Below are 17,489 nucleotides of genomic sequence, written 5' to 3'. Positions count from 1 at the left end.
CGTGCCGACCCCCTATCGCGTTGCCGACTACATCGCCGAATTCATCGCCACGCTGGGCGTGGGCCATGTCTTTTTGCTGCCGGGCGGCGGCGCCATGCACCTTAACGACGCCGTGGGCAAGCACCCGCGCCTGGAAGTGGTGGCCTGCCACCACGAGCAGGCTGCCGCTATTGCCGCCGAAGCCTATGGCCGCATCCAGCAGAACATTGGCGTGGCCATGGTCACCACCGGCCCTGGTGCGACCAACGCCGTCACCGCCGTGGCGGGAGCATGGATCGAATCGGTACCGCTGCTGGTGCTTTCGGGTCAGGTCAAGCGCGCCGACCTGCTGCGCGATTCGCCACTGCGGCAAAAGGGCGTGCAGGAGGTGGACATCGTCAGCATCGTGCGCCCCATCACCAAATATGCCGTGACCATCGAACACCCCGATGACATCCGCCGCGAACTGGAGCGCGCCACCTTCCTGGCTCGCACGGGCCGCGCCGGGCCGGTGTGGATCGACGTGCCGCTGGACGTGCAGGGCGCACCCATCGACCCCACCACGCTTGAAGCCTGGCAGCCCGATGCACCTGCAGCCCCCACGATCGACCCAGCCCAGCTTGCGCAGATACGCACACTGCTGGAGGGCGCCGAACGCCCGCTCATCCTGGCCGGGCACGGCGTGCGCCTGAGCGGAGCTGCCCAAGCCTTCCAGAAATGGGTGGAGGCCCTCGGCGTCCCCGTGGTCACCACCTGGAACGCCCTGGATCTGCTGCCCTATGAGCACCCGCTATATGTGGGCCGCCCCGGCGTGGTGGCGCTGCGCGCGCCCAACTTCGCGGTACAAAACGCAGACCTGCTCATCGCCATTGGCAGCCGCCTGGACAACATCATCACCGCCTACGCCCCGCGCGACTTTGCACGCCACGCGCGCAAGGTGGTGGTGGACGTGGACGCGCACGAGATCGCCAAGCTTGACATGACCATGGATGTAGCAGTGACCAGTGATGCGGGTGATTTCATCACCGCACTCACGGCCACGCTGGACGGTGGCCGCTATGAACGCCCACAGTGGCTGGCACGCTGCGCCGACTGGAAGGCACGCTACTGCGTCAACGACGGCCAACCCTTCCCCAACCAGGGCGCGATCAGCCACTTCCAGTTTGCCGACGCACTCTCGGACGCCATCCCCGCCAACACGCTGGTCAGCACCGGCAGCTCGGGCCTGGCCGTCGAAGTGTTCTACACCGTGTTCCGCAACCGGCCCGGCCAGCGCGTGTTCCTCACATCGGGCCTGGGCGCCATGGGCTACGGCCTGCCCGCCGCCATCGGCGCCTGCCTGGCCAATGACCGCCGCCCCATGGTGGCGGTGGAAAGCGATGGCAGCCTGCAACTGAACCTGCAGGAGTTGGCGACATTGCGCGGCCAGAACCTGCCGATCTGCCTGGTGGTGATGAACAACGGCGGTTATGCCTCCATCCGCAACACGCAACGCAACTACTTCGAGGCCCGCTACGTCGGCACCGGCCCTGAAGCCGGGCTGTGGATGCCTGACTTGCAAGACCTGGCGCGCACCTACGGGCTGCCTTTCCTGCGCATCAGCGACGCTGCCGAGTTGGCCCCTGGCCTGGCAGCGGCCATGGCCCAGCCCCGGCCCCTGATTGTGGAAGTGGTGCTGCAGCGCGACGAAGCGCTGGCGCCCAAGGTGGCCGCTGTGCCGCAAGCCAATGGTTCCATGGCCTCGATGCCGCTGGAAGACATGAGCCCGCTGCTGCCGCTGCGGCAACTACAGGCCGAGATGATCGTGCCCTTGAGCCCGGTTTCGCTGACAGCAAGAGGCAACGAGCACAATCAAAAATGAGAGCTGCTTGCGCTTGCTAGGTAAGCGCCAGAGGCCTAATAAGCATGTAATACAACATGACTACCGTCGCCTGCCCCTGCTGTTGCGCACCTGCTGCCGCGTTGCCCGCCAGCCCGGCCTACGCCCGGTGCCTGCGCTGCGGACACCGCTGGCGTGGCCCTGCAGCGCAGGCGGGTAGCTGTTATTACGCATCGCTGGCCCGGCGCAACGACCTGCAGACGCCCTGGTTCCAGCAGAAAACCGCCAGCCGGGCAGCCGCGCTCACGGATTTGCTCACGCCTCAGGTGCAGCGCATCCTGGAGGTAGGCTGCGCCGAGGGCGCGCTGGGCCAGGCCATCAAAAAAAGCCACCTGGTGGTGTACGACGGCGTGGAACTATCGCACGACAAAGATCTGGCACGCCAACGGCTGAACCGGGTTTTTTCCACCCCGGCGGCCCAGGTCGAATCCGCCCCCTACGACCTGATCGCGTCCTTTCACGTGCTCGAGCACATTGCCGATCCCGGCTTGGAGCTCCAGGCGTGGCACGCGCTGCTGGCGCCCGGCGGGCAGGTGCTGATCGAAGTCCCCCACGGCGCGGGCCACCCCCTGCTGGCCAGCGACTGCAACCCCGAGCACCTGCACCAGTTCACCCCCGCCTCCCTGACCATGCTGCTGGCCAGCCAGGGCTTGACCTGCCACCAGCTTTCGCTGGGGCACTACGAGTCGCCGGTGTACCCGGATTCGATCCGGGCCCTGGCCCGCGTTCAGCCCAGCGCTGCAGAACAACGTGTTCTGTTGCTGCAGCGCTTTCACCAGCGCATCGGCGGCCCCTTCGTTGCCTACGGCATCGGCGGCGACTTCCATAACTATGTACTGCCCCTGGCGGACGCCCTTCCCATCCTGGCACTTGCCGACACTTCGCCCGCCGAATGGGGGCGGCAAGTAGCAGGCCACACCGTGGCGGCCTACGACCCCGAGCGCCATGGTGCCTACCCGCTGCTCATCTGCTCTATCCGGTTCGGCACGGCCATCCGGCAGCATCTGCTGGGCCTGGGGTTGCCCCCCGAGCGGCTCATTGGCCTGGAAGAGATCTATGACTACGAATAACCACCCACCCACAAAGCGTGGTCATATTCGCCCGTCGGGCGCAAGTTATCCCGACAACCGGCCCACGCTGATCGGTTTTCTACCATCGCTCACGAGCCTTGCGAAAACCGGAGCCAACTATCCACACCATGCTCGCTTGATCAACAGCGGAGATATCGCATACACCTACGGTGGCGCCCTACTAACCTCGGGCAGGAACTTTGGCATCTGGAACTTCCAGATGTCCCCAGAGGAAGTCAATGAAAAGTTCTCCAAGGTTATCTTTTTTCTGCCCTGCCGCATCGCCCCTCCGCCATTCGACGAGGACGGATATGCATTCGAATATGTGATCAACTTCATCGAACGGTTGAAAATCCCATTCTTCAGCCTAAGTGAGTCCATACAAGCTCAAAGCTACGAATACATCACAGATTTACATAAAACTCTATCGCCCAAGGTCGTGCGCTACCTAAAAACGATTGCAGATCGGTCGCCAATCGTTGGAACGCGTGGTACATATTCGGCTGAAACCCTGAGCCGTCTCGGAATCAAAAACGCCGTCCCCTTAGGCTGCCCCTCTCTCTTTCTCAACGGCCCCGCACTGAAATCATCGCTCCTGCAGCCGCCCCAAGATCCACGCCGAGTCGCGGTATGCTACTCTAATTATCAGAAGAATCCTCACAGCAGGATTGCGGATTTTCTCCAATTCGCCGAACACTCCAATTACCACTACATAGAACAAGAATTCGGCCTCGCAATTCAAGCTCTGCATTACCCAGGAAAAATATCCAGCAAAAGCATCCAGTCCGCCAAAAAATCATACCAAGATCTGACTCCAATCATTTCACTCTTGGAGAAAGGGTTAGTGCATTACTTTTCAGCCTACCCGACCTGGAAGAAATTCATGGAAACCATTGATTTTGCATTTGGCGCGAGAATGCACGGATTAACCCCCGCCATCCACGCAGGAAAACCAGCCGTCTTCATTGCCCACGATGCACGAGTCAGGGAGATGTGTGAATTCTTCTGTCTGCCATTCGTCGCCGAACGAAACCTGCCAGAAACACTAAATATCAATTTTTTCCTATCGCGCTGCGATTATGACGCAGCAAGCAAACGCTATCGAACGGCATACCAGAATTTTCTCGACACGTTAGAGCAGTGTGGCCTCAACGAGAATATCGATAGCGATGGGAGGATTATTGATGACTGGACTCCCGAAGTAGATCCACAGTTGGCGAAAGAAGAAATCCTTGCGCACTGCACTCCCGATGAAATCGCCACGTTGCGGCGGCAGGTCGACATGTGCGAGAACACTGGTGACACATCCAGCCGGATCCAAGCCATGGCACAGGAGTGGTACCTTGCCCGGATAGCCCGGAAAAAGGACATCCCCCCTACAGCCGCCCCAAAAAACTGAACCAACCATGGAGCTACTTCTCACCGGAGGTACGGGTTTTTTTGGCAAGGCCCTTTTGCGACACTGGCAGGCATTGCATGGCACAGGCCAGGATGCGCCTTCGATCACCCTACTTAGCCGGTCACCGCAGGATTTTTTGGCACGCAACCCTGAATTCGCGCACCAGCCCTGGCTGCGCCTGCACCGGGGCGACATCCTCGACCCCGCATCGCTGCCGCCAGCCGGTGGCTTCACCCATGTGCTGCATGCGGCTGCCGACTCGACCCGTGGCCCCCAACTGAACCCCATGCAGCGCTATGCGCAGATCGTCGATGGCACGCGCCACCTGCTGGACTATGCGGCACAGCATCGCATTGGCCGCTTTCTGCTCACAAGCTCCGGTGGCGTCTATGGCCCGCAGCCACCCGGCATGGATGCCATTCCCGAGACCTACAACGGCATTCCCGATCCACTACGGCCAGAACACGCATACGGCATTGCCAAGCGCTGCGCCGAGCATTTGTGCGCCCTGTACCAGCAGCAGTATGGCGTCGAGACCGTGGTGGCACGTTGCTTTGCCTTCATAGGCCAGGACTTGCCGCTGAACGTGCACTTCGCCATCGGCAACTTCATCCGCGATGCCCTGACTGCGCCCACAATCACCGTCAGCGGCGACGGCACCCCCGTTCGCTCCTACATGGACCAGCGCGATCTAGCGTACTGGTTGGAAGCCTTGCTGCGCAACGGCCAAGCAGGCCATGCGTACAACGTCGGCTCGGAAGCGGCCATCACCATCCGCGAATTGGCGGAACTGGTGCGCGACCTGCTGGCGCCAGGCAAGCCCGTGCACATAGCTGCTGCGGCAGGCGCCGACAGTGCCAGGCAGCGGTACGTACCTTGCACCGCCAAAGCCCGCAACGCACTGGGTTTGCATTTGCACCACACGCTGGCGCAGGCCATTGAGCACACCGTCAAACCGCACTAAACAGAGCGGCCAAGCCATGACCACCATTCCATCTACACCGCGCGAACGCATTGCCACACAGTGCGTCTGCTGCGGCAATATGCAACTGCAAGCCTCACCAGCCATCCTTATGCCGTTTGTCGCGCACCGGGTGTTTGGCTGGCGCCCCGTCGTCATCGACGCCTCCTGGGGACTGAACACCATTGCCAATGGACACGCATACTCCATATGCAACTCCCTGTATTGCGGGGTGTGTGACTTTCTTTTTCTCGACATGCGTTTTAGCGATGCCGAGTTGTCCCGGCTCTACCAAGACTATCGCGGCCCAGACTATGTGGAGTTGCGGGAACTCTACGAACCAGGCTACCGGGAGCGCAATCGGTTACTGCTTGCAGACATCCCCTACCTTGACCAGATAGAAAACTTCATTGCCCCCCACATTGCGCCCAACCCTGCAATTTTGGATTGGGGCGGAGACACGGGGAAAAACACCCCCTTCAAGAGCAAGAACAAATGCCTCCACATCTACGACATCAGCCAAAAGCCCACCATCGCTGGCGCGAAAAGCGTCTCAGCACAGGAAACACTTGCCTCGGCATATGATTTGATCGTTTGCAGCGAAGTTTTGGAACATGTCCCCTACCCCTGCGACATACTGCAGGCCATTTGCCTGCGCATGGATAAAAGCAGCACCCTCTATCTTGAGGTGCCACACGAACCCGTAATGCAAGAAGACAAAAATACTCGACTGAAAAACAAAAAACATTGGCATGAGCACATTAATTTTTTCTCCATTTCATCGATGGAGAAATTACTGGATCAATGCACATTAAACATAATCAACAGTCAGTCAACCGCAATAAAAACCGACAACGAAAATTTTAAAATCCTGCAAATCATTGCCAAATTAAAATAAATCCAGACAACACCGTGAAAGACGCTCCCAACACAGGTCAGATGATCTACAAGGATCAAATACAGCGTCCGCCATATGCATTCGGTGTATGGCTTGGTTTTGTTTCAGCTGATGTCGATCTTTATAATTCAACTTCGGCGGTTTTCAAAATCTCTGAATCAACCCCCAACAAACACCTGCCCGCAACTATTTTATATTTTGATGAAATCAATGATTTACTCACCAACAATCAATGGTACGGAGAGATGCTAGCAATCAAAGAATTCAATCAAGCACACGAGTACCGAAAAATGGAAGAAATGCGCGTTCGACAGAATAACGCACCAGCAGGATGGCATGATCATATATATGGTCTGCATGTGCTGGATCATCCCATCCGGACCGGTAAAATCAGCGGCGGCAGCCTGGACATCAACATCACCGCCATTTGAATCTAGGATCGATTTTTATTTACCTATAGGTCGAACGTTGTCCCAGCCACTTCTCTCCCTATGCATTCCAACCTGCAATCGAGCAGAGTTGCTAGAACCTTTACTCGAAAATATTGCCAGGGAAAGCGCCCCTTTCCTGGATCGGCTGGAAATCGTTGTCTCGGACAACGCATCGACCGATCATACCGAGGCGGTGGTCAAGGCAAGTCGCCTTCCCATCATTTATGGAAAAAATGCCAGTAACTTGGGATTCGGCAACAACCTGCTGAACGTTACCGCCAAGCTCGCCAGCGGCCATTATGTGTGGGTTATCAGCGACGACGACATCGTTTTGCCCGGCGGCATTGCACGCATTATGGATTCTATCTCTGCCGCCCCCCACGTCAGCTATCACTATGTCAATTTCGGTTGGATTGGTCCCTCGTTGCGCAGCCGCCTCATCCGCCAGGCGAAGCCGGCCATTCCGGAGTTTCTGCTGAAGAACCTCCAATGTGATTCCCGTGAATGGCTGCATCTTTCACAACTGGAAGAACTCGTCTTTCTGCCAGGGAAAAACCCTTCCGCCTTGTTCAGCGGCACATTCTGCTTTGTCACCCGGCGGCAGTTTTTCGTGGATGCACTCAATTGGCTGAAGCCCAGTGCCAGCGTTGACGGCTCTTCCGTGCTCGTTGATGATTGCTTCCCCCATGCAATGCTGACCGTGCCTCGCGTTGCGGGCCAACCCATCGCCTACATCGGCGAACCCTGCATGCTGCAATGCGTCGGCGCATGGGAATGGAAGGCCTACGCCAACAAGAACATGATTTTCGGTATTCACCAGTTTTTTCGCTGGCTCGAAGGCCAAGGATTTGGCGCCGAAGGTATGCAACGCTTGTGGAGCAGCTATTACGACATGGCTGGCCGACTTTTTGCGCGCATGCAGTGCTTTCCCGAGGAAAACAAGGGCTTCGACATCGTCATGCACGAAGCCATTCCGGATGCTGCATCGCGCCCGGCTTTTTGGAATGCGTTCATGAATGAGAGCAAGCTTTGCATAGAAGCCGATCACGAGGCGGAAGGCTTGGCTCGCTTGGTCAGGGAATTTGTCGGCACCTGCCCAAACGCACGCATCGGCCTCTGGGGTATACAGGGCAGGGGTTACAGTTTTCTTAGAAAGAGCCCTGACCTCCATGCAAATATGGTCTGGGTTACCGACAAGGAGGAGGTCTTCCACGGTGACGCATTGGAATACGCCGACCTAAAAGTTTCGCCCCCTGAGTCTATCAGCAGTGCAAAAATAGATTGCCTGGTTATCGCAACCCGTCGTACCTTCATTAATGATGTGATTGATACAGTTTCGACCACTCTTGCACCCGGAACAACCATCATCAGTGTTGATGGATTGGCGTATGTGGAGGAAAAAACATGACTCCTTACCAACCGGGGTCTAGTTTCTACCAAAGCCGCCATGGGCCGTATTACATCGTCAGTCCTGATTTCTCTCAGAAAACGGCAGGACCTCGGATGTTGCATTATTTATGCCACATACTTAACGAACTAGGTTATGAGGCATACATTACTTCGCAACTCCAAAGCCCTTGGCTGCGCACCCCTGTGTTGACCCATGAGATCCAGAAAAGGCACAAAGATACCCACCGCACACCGATCGCCGTTTATCCAGAGGTCATACGTGACAACCCGCTCCAAGAGCCTGTAGTTGCACGTTGGTTGCTCAATAAGGCAGGCCATCTTGGTGGGCATGCCAGCATTAATCCCAACGACATCATTTTTTATTGGGACGAATGGGTTCTACAAGGTGAGGCGCACAGTGGGCGACTTTTCTTACCCCCTGTCGATGAACGAATCTTCAACGATGAAAATACCTCCACCACTCAAAGAACAGGATTTTGCTACTACGCTCACAAGTATCTTGCATTCGGCGGGAGAATAGCGGATACGATTCGGCAAAACGGCATCAACCTGTGCCAAGAAATTCCCCGATCCGCCGAGGAGATTGCAGATATTTTGCGCTCCACCAAAGTTCTGTATTGCTATGAGCCTTCCAATATGGTGGCTGAAGCCTATGCATGCGGCTGCCCCTCGATCTTCATTCAGTCAGATTACTTAAAACAGTTCAACCTCGAAAAATACGGTATCCCGACCGTAGAGGAAGCGTGCCTGGATTTTTCCTTGGTTCCGGATCTCCCGGCAGAGAGAGCCAGACACCTCGCCGCGGCACGCGAACAGGCGCGACAAAGCGTACAAAACTTCATCGAAGTGACACAAAGCGCCGCCCGAGCATACGCCGGATTGTCCACGCACCAGCAGCGCAGAAAGCTGGCTGCCAGCACGGCCGCCTGCGCCGCAGACAACGGTCAGCCTCCTTTGAGCCAATGGCTGGCCGAGCGCGTTCCAACACCCGCGCAGTCGCGCTTGATGACGCAATACCAAGCCAAAGCTCCGCTCTCACTAACCCTCTTCATCCGCACCCAAGGTCAGTCAGGCAGCAGCCTGGGTGCCACCTTGCAAAGCCTTGCAGCGCTGCCGTCGGCGTTCACGCCACAGTCCATCATCGTACTGGGCGCGAATGCCGCTCATAGCCAGTTGCCCCAGTTGTGCAACGTTGCCGCCATAACGGCCACCGAGCAGCTTGACGCCATCCACCAACTGGTACAAGCCGGTGCGTGCGACTGGCTTCTGGTGGTGAATGCGGGCGAATATTTCACCCCCTCGGGTTTGCCCATCGTGATGCTGGAGTTGCTAGCCGCGCCGCAGTGCCGCGCCGTCTTTGCCGATGCGCTCGTGCCAACTGACTCTGGTGAGCCGACTCCCATGTTCCTCCCGGATTTCAACCTGGACATGCTGCTATCCTGCCCCGCGAACATGGCTCGGCACTGGCTGTTCCGCCGCGATGTGTTCCTGGAGGCTGGAGGCTTCGATGCAGCTTATGCGCAGGCCCCGGAATTCGAACTACTGTTGCGCCTGATCGAAGCCGGCGGATTGAACGGCTTGGCACACATACACGAACCCCTGCTGGTCACCCACACACCGCTGCTGGCGAACAACGCACATGAACTGGCAGCAATTGCCAAACATTTGCGCGCGCGTGGCTACGACAACGCCACGGTCGATGCTTCCCTGGCGGGCCGCTACCGCGTTCTCTATGGGCACCAGGCGCAGCCGCTGGTGTCCATCATCATCCCCACCAGGGACCAATTCGCCTTACTAGAACGCTGCGTCAACTCGCTACTGGAGAGGACCACCTATCCGCACTACGAGATCCTGCTGGTGGACAACGGCAGCACCGAGCCCGCCGCCTGCACCTGGCTCGACGGCCTGGCGGCACTGGGCGAAGCGCGCATCCGCGTGCTGCGCTATCCGCAGCCGTTCAACTACGCCGCCATGAACAACCTAGGCGCACGCGAGGCGCGCGGTGACTATCTGGTGCTGCTGAACAACGACACAGCCATCGCGCAAGGCGATTGGCTCGACGCGCTGCTCAACCACGCGCAGCGCCCCGAGGTGGGCGTGGTCGGCGCCAAGCTGCTCTACCCCAATGGTCAGGTGCAGCACGCCGGACTGCTGCTTGGGCTGCACGGCATGGCAGGCTACCCGTTCTCCGGGGCCGAAGCCGACGCACCGGGCTACATGCACCGGCTGGAGATTGACCAGAACTACAGCGCCGTCAGCGCTGCCTGCCTGATGGTGCGCCGCGCGCTCTACGACGAACTGGGCGGCATGGATGCCGATGCATTCCCGCTTATCTGCGGCGACATCGATTTATGCCTGCGCGCACGCGCGGCAGGCTACCTGACGGTGTGGACGCCCCACGCCGTGCTGCTGCACGAGAAGGGCGCCACCCTGACCTCTACGCCTCCCGAGGCGTTCGACCAACAACGCGCGCTTGCGCAGGACGAGATGTACCGACGCTGGCTGCCCGCGCTGGCGCACGACCCGGCCTACAACCGCAACCTGTCGCTCCAGTCCACGGAGTTCGCCGTGGAAACAGATACGCGCTTGAACTGGGATCCATTGCCCTGGCGCCCACTGCCGGTGGTGTTAGCAGTAAATGCAGACGCCTTCGGCTGCGGCCACTACCGCATCATCCACCCCGGCCAGGCCATGGCGAATGCCGGACTGGCCGATGTACGCGTGAGCGAATACCACTACGGCCCGGTGGAGATGGAGCGCCTACGTCCTGACGCTTGGGTGCTCCAGCGCTTGGTGGGCGATGTGCCGTTCGAGACGGTACGCCGCACAGTACCCTTCACCCAGGCGTTCAAAGTGGCTGAACTGGACGACTACCTGCTCAACCTGCCCATGAAGAATGGACACCGGGGCCAACTACCGCAAGACATGCAAAGGGTATTGAAACGCTGGCTCGATCTGACAGATCGGCTGGTCGTCTCCACTACCCCCTTGGCCGAAGCAATGGCAAAGCTGCACCGCGACATTCGTGTAGTGCATAACCGGCTGCCCCCCGAACGTTGGGGCCACCTCTCCAGCCTGCGCCGCCAGGGCCAGCGCCCGCGCGTCGGCTGGGCAGGCGGCTCAAGCCACCAGGGCGACCTGGAACTGATCGCCGACGTGGTTAAGGCCCTGGCAGGTGAGGTGGAGTGGGTGTTTCTGGGCATGTGCCCAGCGCCCATGCGCCCTTACTTGCACGAGCACCACACGCCCGTCAACATTGCGTCGTACCCTCATAAGCTTGCCAGTTTGAACCTCGACCTGGCGGTGGCCCCCCTGGAACACAATCTGTTCAACGACTGCAAAAGCAACCTGAAGCTGTTGGAGTACGGCGCCTGTGGCTACCCCGTGGTATGCAGCGACGTAGCGCCCTACCAATGCGGCTTGCCCGTGACGCGCGTGAAGAACCGCTACAAGAACTGGGTGGACGCCATCCGCATGCACCTGGCCGATCTGGACGCATCGGCGGCATCAGGCGACGCGCTGCGAAAGGCCGTGCACCAGCATTGGATGCTGGAAGGCGCACACCTACAAAACTGGCTGCAAGCTTGGCTGCCAGACTGAGTGAATCGCTAAACGAGCCGTACTCCGATCCGACTAGGCGCACCACGGCCGATCCTTACGGGTCAGCGGACTAGTTCTCAAGTGGCGCCCGTTCAATCCGATACCATTATCACTACCGTGCATTCTCGCCGCGGCCTAGCTTGACTGGGTGCGGTTGTTCTCACCAGCCCACCCACGCTTCTGAACCGCCTTAATGAACGTCATCATTGGATACATCGTCAGCCTGGTCTGCGTCTTTGGCGTGTTCATCCTGCATGGCGGCGCCATTGGTGTGGTGCTCAAGGCGCTCCCCTTTGAAATGGCCACCATCGGTGGCGCGGCACTGGGGGCGTTCATCGTCAACAACCAGCCCAAGGTGATCAAGGCCACCCTGAAGGCCATTCCTGCGGCGCTCAAGGGCTCCAAATACACCAAGGCGCGCTATCTGGAGCTGATGGCGATGCTCTACGAGATTTTGCAAAAGGCCCGCAAAGAGGGCCTGATGGCGATCGAGGCGGATGTGGAGGCACCGCACGAGTCCGAGCTTTTCAAGAAATTCCCCACCGTGGGCTCTGACCCGCATGTGGTCGAATTCACCACCGACTACCTGCGCATGATGGTGTCGGGCAACCTCAATTCGCACGAGATCGAAGCCCTGATGGACAACGAGATCGACACCCACCACCAGGAGGCCCATGCGCCGGTGGCGGCGCTCAACCGTGTGGCCGGCGGCTTGCCGGCCTTCGGCATTGTGGCCGCCGTGCTGGGGGTGGTGAACACCATGGGCTCGGTGGGCCAGCCGCCGGCGGTGCTGGGCGGCATGGTGGGCTCGGCGCTGGTGGGCACCTTCCTGGGTATTTTGCTGGGCTATGCCTTTGTGGAGCCGATCGCCGGACTGGTGGAGCAAAAGGCCGCAGACGCCGCCAAGGAATACGAGTGCATCAAGTCCACCCTGCTGGCCAGCATGCAGGGCTACAACCCGGCCACGGCGATCGAGTTTGGGCGCAAGGTGTTGTTCTCTGGCGACCGCCCGACCTTTGCCGAGCTGGAAGCGCACGTCAAGGGCAAAAAGTAGGCGGGGGTGGTCGTGGCAGAAAAAAAGCTCCAGCCCATCATCATCAAGCGCGTCAAGAAAAGCGCGCACGCCGCGCACGGCGGCGCCTGGAAGATTGCCTACGCCGACTTCATGACGGCCATGATGGCCTTCTTTTTGCTGATGTGGCTGCTGGGCTCCACGGCCCAGGGCGACCTGCAGGGCATTGCTTCGTATTTTCAGTCGCCGCTCAAGGTAGCCATGCAAGGCGGCGACGGAGCGGGCAACAGCTCCAGCATCATCCCGGGCGGCGGCAATGACCTGACCAAAGTGCACGGCCAGGTGCGCCGCTCCAGCGCCGAGAAAAACCAGTTCAGCCCCGACGCGTTGCGCGCCGAGCGCGCCCGCATCGACGCCGAGCGCATTAAGGCGCTGCAGACCAAGATCGACGCCATGATCACGGGCAACCCGCGCCTCAATGAGTACCGCTCGCAGATCCGCCTGGACCTGACCCCCGACGGGTTGCAGATTCAGATCGTGGACGAGCAAAACCGCCCCATGTTCGACAGCGGCAGCGCACTGGTCAAGCCGTACATGCGCGACATCCTGCGCGAGATCGGCGCGGCGCTGGGCGAAGTGGAAAACCGCATCAGCCTGGCTGGTCACACCGATGCCGTGCCCTATGGCAACGGCGAGCGCGGCTACAGCAACTGGGAGTTGTCTGCCGACCGCGCCAATGCCTCGCGCCGCGAACTGGTGGCCGCCGGCATGCCCGACGACAAACTGGGCCGCGTGGTAGGCCTGGCGGCCAGCGATCTGCTGGAGCCGGACAACCCGCGCGCGCCAGTCAATCGCCGCATCACCATTACCGTATTGACGCACGAGGCAGAGGAACGACTCATGGGCAAGAGGAATGTCTTATTCCCCCAGGAGAAAACCCCGGCCGAAAAGCCGGACAATCCTGCATTAAACCCCTGAGCGTCGGTAACAACTTGTCACGCCGTCGGTGACTGACGACAATAGCCCTCCCAATCTCGCCCCTCTTTTGCACCGAAAGGGTCCTTTGTGTCCTCCGCCCTTCGTTTTCTGATCGTTGATGACTTCTCCACCATGCGGCGCATCGTCCGCAATCTGCTCAAGGAAAGCGGCTACACCGAGGCCGACGAGGCCGAGGACGGCGTGGTAGCGCTCAACAAGCTGCGCAACAGCAAGTTCGACTTCGTGGTCACCGACATCAACATGCCCAACATGAACGGCTTTCAGCTGCTGACCGAGATCAAGAAGGACGACACGCTCAAGCATCTGCCAGTGCTCATGGTGACGGCCGAGGCGCGCAAGGAAGACATCGTCGCCGCAGCCCAGGGCGGCGCTGCGGGCTATATCGTCAAGCCATTCACCAAAGCCACGCTCGAAGAAAAGGTGACGCTCATCCTCAAGAAGCTGGGGCTGTAACCATGGGAGCTGCGGATCAAGGCATGCCCGCCGGCGCGGCGGACGACGTCCACCAAAAAATCGGCCTGCTGACGCGCCAGCTGCACACCGCACTCACCGAGCTGGGCTATGCCGACCAGTTGCGCGGCAGCATGGGTGAGCTGCCCGATGCGCAAAGCCGTCTGTCCTACATTGCGCGGCTGACGGGCGAGGCGGCCGAAAAGGTGCTGGGCCGCGTGGAGCAGGCCAAGTCGCTGCACGACTACATGGCCTCGGAGACGAAACGCGTGGTCACCTCGCTGGTGGCCGATCCGGTGGCTGCCGTGGCCAGGGGCGAGGTGTACAACTTTCTGACCGACGTCGATCGCGTGACCAAGGAAGCCGACAGCCACCTGACCGAGATCATGATGGCGCAGGACTTTCACGACCTCACCGGCCAGGTGATCGCCCGCGTGGTGAACCTGGCAAGCACGCTGGAGCAGCAACTGGTGCAGCTGCTGCTGCAGACCGCGCCGCCCGGCGCGCAGCCGCCCGCCACACCCGAGCCGCAACGCGAACGCCTGCAAGGCCCCGTGGTCAACCCGGGGGCCACGCCCGACGTGGTCACCGACCAGTCGCAGGTGGATGACCTGCTGGCCAGCCTGGGGTTTTGACGGCTCCAGTTTGGCCCGAAAAAGCACCGCCGGACACCGCCGGGTGCAACCAGACTCCGCCAATCGGAGGCTTGCTGCTATTACCCCGATAGCACATCAGCGGCAACGTGGCTCTGCCTGCCACCGCGAATAGCGCCGCACCTGCCCCTTTATTCGGGCTTTAGCTTTTCCTGCGGCTCCCGACAATGGCATGGCCCTGAGGTCATGCCACCATGGATTCGAGCCAAGACAAAAACCTACCCGCCACGGAGCGAAAGCTCCAGAAGGCACGCACCGACGGCCAGGCGGCCCGGTCGCGGGACTTGTCGCACCTGGCCATCCTGGGTGTGGGTGCCGTGGCGCTGCTGGTGCTGGCGCCGTGGTTCGTCGAGTACCTGGAGCGCGCCATGCGCATGCAGCTGGTGTTTGACGCAGCCACCGTACAGGCGCCCGGCCAGATGCTGTCGCGCATGCAGTCCATGGTGGGGGTGGGGCTGCTTGCCAGCGCCGCGTTTGCGCTGCTGACCGGCGCCGCCGCGCTGGCCAGCGCCGTGGGCGCGGGCGGCTGGATCTTCAGCTTCAAGCCCGTCACGCCGCAGTTCAATCGGCTCAACCCGCTGTCGGGTTTTGCCAACCTGTTTTCCAAGCAGCAGCTGGCCAACGTGGCCAAGATGGTGCTGATGAGCGCCATCCTGACGGCGGTGGCATGGAACTACATGGGGCACAGCATCGAAGAAATGGCACTGCTGGTGCTGCAGCCCTCGCCGCAGTCGCTGCGCCACGTGGCTGACTGGATCGTCGCCGGCGTCAGTCTGCAGCTGCTGGTGGTGTTTGCGTTTGCGGTGGTGGACGTGCCGCTGCAGGCGTTCTTCTTCAAGTCGCGCATGAAGATGAGCCACCAGGAGGTCAAGCAAGAGCACAAGGAATCTGAAGGCAGCCCGGAGGTCAAGGGCAAGATCCGGCAAAAGCAGCGCGAGATTGCCGACCGCGCCAGCATCTCCGCAGTGCCCAAGGCCGACTTCGTGGTGATGAACCCCACCCACTACGCGGTGGCGCTGCGCTACGACGAGGCCGTGATGGGCGCGCCGCAGGTCATCTCCAAGGGCACGGACCTGCTGGCCTTCAAGATCCGCGAGATTGCCCAGCAGCACAAGGTGCCGGTGCTGCAGTCGCCCATGCTGGCGCGCGCGCTGTATGCCCACGCCGAGCTCGATCAGCCCATTCCCGCCCAGCTGTTCACCGCTGTGGCGCAGGTGCTGGCCTATGTCTATCGCCTGAAGGCCGCAATGCGCGGCGAGGGCCGCATGCCCGAAGCGCAGCCCGACCCCTACGTGCCGCCTGAACTCGATCCGCACCACAAGCCGCTTGCCACCGCGGCCGGAGCCACAAAATGACGACGCCCAATTCGATCCAATCCATGAGGCAATGGGCCGGCACCAACGGCGTGGCCCTGCAGGGGCTATCGGCCCCGATGCTGGTGGTGGCCATCCTGGCGCTGATGGTGCTGCCCATTCCCGCGTGGATGCTGGACACCTTCTTCACCCTCAACATCGCCGTGGCGCTGATGGTAATGATGGTGGCCGCCTACATGCTCAAGCCGCTGGACTTTGCGGCGTTTCCGTCGGTGCTACTGCTCACCACGCTGATGCGCCTGTCGCTGAACGTGGCCTCCACCCGCGTGGTGCTGCTGGAGGGCCACACCGGCCCGGGCGCCGCAGGTGCGGTGATCGAGGCGTTTGGTCACTTTTTGATTGGCGGCAACTTTGCCGTGGGTCTGATCGTGTTTGCCATCCTGGTGGTGATCAACTTCGTGGTGGTCACCAAGGGTGCCGAGCGTATCGCCGAGGTGTCGGCCCGCTTCACGCTGGACGCCATGCCCGGCAAGCAGATGGCTGTCGATGCCGACCTGAACGCCGGCCTGATCGACGAGAAGGAAGCCAAGCGCCGCCGCCTCGAGGTGCAGGAAGAAGCCAATTTTTTTGGTTCCATGGACGGCGCCAGCAAGTTTGTGCGCGGCGACGCGGTGGCCGGCATCTTGATTCTGATCATCAACATCGTGGGCGGCTTCGCCATCGGCATGGTGTCGCATGGCCTGTCGGCCAGCGAGGCCGCCAACAGCTACATCCTGCTGGCCGTGGGCGATGCGCTGGTGGCGCAGATTCCGGGCCTGCTGATCTCGGTGGCCTCGGCCATGGTGGTCTCGCGCGTGGGCAAGGAAACGGACATGGGCCAGCAGATCGTGCAACAGCTGTTCATGTCGCCGCGCGTGCTGGGGGTGACGGCCGGGGTGCTGATCCTGCTGGGCCTGATTCCGGGCATGCCGCATGTCGTGTTCCTGGCCATGGGCAGCCTGTTTGGCTGGGGCGCCTGGGTGCTGCTGCAGCGCCAGAAGGCCCCGCCGCCGGAAGAGGAAGCCCCCGCCCCCGCAGCAGGGGACGGCGAGGCCAGTTGGGACGACCTGCAGCCCGTGGACTTGCTGGGCCTGGAGCTGGGCTACCGCCTGATCGCGCTGGTGGACAAAAACCGCCAGGGCGACCTGCTCACGCGCATCAAGGGTGTGCGCCGCAAATTTGCACAAGAGGTGGGCTTTTTGCCGCCCGCCGTGCATGTGCGCGACAACTTGGAGCTCAAGCCCAGCGCCTACCGCATCACCCTGCGCGGCGTGGTGGTGGGCGAGGGCGAGGCCTTCCCCGGCATGTTCCTGGCCATCAACCCCGGCGGCATCTCCACGCCGCTGATCGGCACCCCCACCACCGACCCGGCCTTCGGCCTGCCTGCGCACTGGAT

Annotated in this window: 14 protein-coding genes; all 14 read left to right on the top strand. The window is 60.6% G+C overall.

Annotation, left to right across the window (positions count from 1 at the left end; genetic code table 11):
* The first annotated feature begins 1 nt into the window (after nt 1).
* Nucleotides 2-1,840 carry a thiamine pyrophosphate-binding protein gene (locus AB7E35_RS08695; protein ID WP_428163193.1) on the top strand — a complete coding sequence of 613 codons (1,839 nt, stop codon included), beginning with the start codon at nt 2-4 and terminating at the stop codon, nt 1,838-1,840.
* Nucleotides 1,841-1,896: 56 nt separating this feature from the next.
* A complete protein-coding gene (locus AB7E35_RS08690; RefSeq protein ID WP_428163194.1) occupies nt 1,897-2,928 on the top strand; it encodes a class I SAM-dependent methyltransferase in 1,032 nt (343 codons plus the stop codon).
* On the top strand, nt 2,915-4,327 hold the full coding sequence (locus tag AB7E35_RS08685) for a polysaccharide pyruvyl transferase family protein (RefSeq protein WP_428167419.1): 1,413 nt from the start codon (nt 2,915-2,917) through the stop codon (nt 4,325-4,327). Before AB7E35_RS08690 ends, AB7E35_RS08685 begins: the two co-directional genes overlap by 14 nt.
* Before the next feature lie 7 nt (nt 4,328-4,334).
* Nucleotides 4,335-5,291, top strand: a complete 957-nt coding sequence (locus AB7E35_RS08680; RefSeq protein ID WP_428167418.1) for an NAD-dependent epimerase/dehydratase family protein — start codon at nt 4,335-4,337, stop codon at nt 5,289-5,291.
* Nucleotides 5,292-5,307: 16 nt separating this feature from the next.
* Nucleotides 5,308-6,186 (top strand): class I SAM-dependent methyltransferase, encoded by an 879-nt coding sequence (locus AB7E35_RS08675; protein ID WP_428163197.1) that lies wholly within the window; start codon nt 5,308-5,310, stop codon nt 6,184-6,186.
* Between the two features lie 14 nt (nt 6,187-6,200).
* Nucleotides 6,201-6,617, top strand: coding sequence for a hypothetical protein (locus AB7E35_RS08670; RefSeq protein ID WP_428163198.1), 417 nt, complete (start codon nt 6,201-6,203; stop codon nt 6,615-6,617).
* 37 nt (nt 6,618-6,654) lie between these two features.
* Nucleotides 6,655-8,025: a glycosyltransferase family 2 protein gene (locus AB7E35_RS08665; protein WP_428167417.1), complete on the top strand. Its 1,371-nt coding sequence runs from the start codon at nt 6,655-6,657 to the stop codon at nt 8,023-8,025.
* Complete coding sequence (locus AB7E35_RS08660; protein ID WP_428167416.1) at nt 8,022-11,627, top strand: glycosyltransferase; 3,606 nt, start codon at nt 8,022-8,024, stop codon at nt 11,625-11,627. The genes AB7E35_RS08665 and AB7E35_RS08660 overlap by 4 nt, the downstream gene beginning before the upstream one ends.
* A 193-nt stretch (nt 11,628-11,820) precedes the next feature.
* A complete protein-coding gene (gene motA / locus AB7E35_RS08655; RefSeq protein WP_428163201.1) occupies nt 11,821-12,681 on the top strand; it encodes a flagellar motor stator protein MotA in 861 nt (286 codons plus the stop codon).
* A 12-nt stretch (nt 12,682-12,693) separates the two neighbouring features.
* Nucleotides 12,694-13,617 carry a flagellar motor protein MotB gene (gene motB / locus AB7E35_RS08650; RefSeq protein WP_428163202.1) on the top strand — a complete coding sequence of 308 codons (924 nt, stop codon included), beginning with the start codon at nt 12,694-12,696 and terminating at the stop codon, nt 13,615-13,617.
* An 87-nt stretch (nt 13,618-13,704) separates the two neighbouring features.
* Complete coding sequence (gene cheY / locus AB7E35_RS08645) at nt 13,705-14,091, top strand: chemotaxis response regulator CheY (protein ID WP_103739120.1); 387 nt, start codon at nt 13,705-13,707, stop codon at nt 14,089-14,091.
* A 2-nt stretch (nt 14,092-14,093) separates the two neighbouring features.
* Nucleotides 14,094-14,723, top strand: coding sequence for a protein phosphatase CheZ (locus AB7E35_RS08640; protein WP_428163203.1), 630 nt, complete (start codon nt 14,094-14,096; stop codon nt 14,721-14,723).
* Between the two features lie 212 nt (nt 14,724-14,935).
* Nucleotides 14,936-16,096, top strand: coding sequence for an EscU/YscU/HrcU family type III secretion system export apparatus switch protein (locus tag AB7E35_RS08635; RefSeq protein WP_428163204.1), 1,161 nt, complete (start codon nt 14,936-14,938; stop codon nt 16,094-16,096).
* Nucleotides 16,093-17,489: flagellar biosynthesis protein FlhA (locus tag AB7E35_RS08630; RefSeq protein WP_428167415.1), on the top strand; the 1,397-nt coding region annotated here is incomplete at its 3' end. The genes AB7E35_RS08635 and AB7E35_RS08630, both read left to right, overlap by 4 nt.

This window comes from Diaphorobacter sp. (assembly GCF_050251835.1).
Taxonomy (GTDB): Bacteria; Pseudomonadota; Gammaproteobacteria; order Burkholderiales; family Burkholderiaceae_C; genus JBFXIE01.
The sequence above is the reverse complement of the archived record's forward strand: the minus strand, read 5'-3'. Positions and strand labels throughout refer to the sequence as shown.

Coding starts and splice junctions, on each gene's coding strand:
- AB7E35_RS08690 (WP_428163194.1), top strand. CDS start 1,897: ATGACTACCGTCGCCTGCCCCTGCTGTTGCGCACCTGCTGCCGCGTTG.
- AB7E35_RS08685 (WP_428167419.1), top strand. CDS start 2,915: ATGACTACGAATAACCACCCACCCACAAAGCGTGGTCATATTCGCCCG.
- AB7E35_RS08680 (WP_428167418.1), top strand. CDS start 4,335: ATGGAGCTACTTCTCACCGGAGGTACGGGTTTTTTTGGCAAGGCCCTT.
- AB7E35_RS08675 (WP_428163197.1), top strand. CDS start 5,308: ATGACCACCATTCCATCTACACCGCGCGAACGCATTGCCACACAGTGC.
- AB7E35_RS08660 (WP_428167416.1), top strand. CDS start 8,022: ATGACTCCTTACCAACCGGGGTCTAGTTTCTACCAAAGCCGCCATGGG.
- motA (WP_428163201.1), top strand. CDS start 11,821: ATGAACGTCATCATTGGATACATCGTCAGCCTGGTCTGCGTCTTTGGC.
- AB7E35_RS08640 (WP_428163203.1), top strand. CDS start 14,094: ATGGGAGCTGCGGATCAAGGCATGCCCGCCGGCGCGGCGGACGACGTC.
- AB7E35_RS08635 (WP_428163204.1), top strand. CDS start 14,936: ATGGATTCGAGCCAAGACAAAAACCTACCCGCCACGGAGCGAAAGCTC.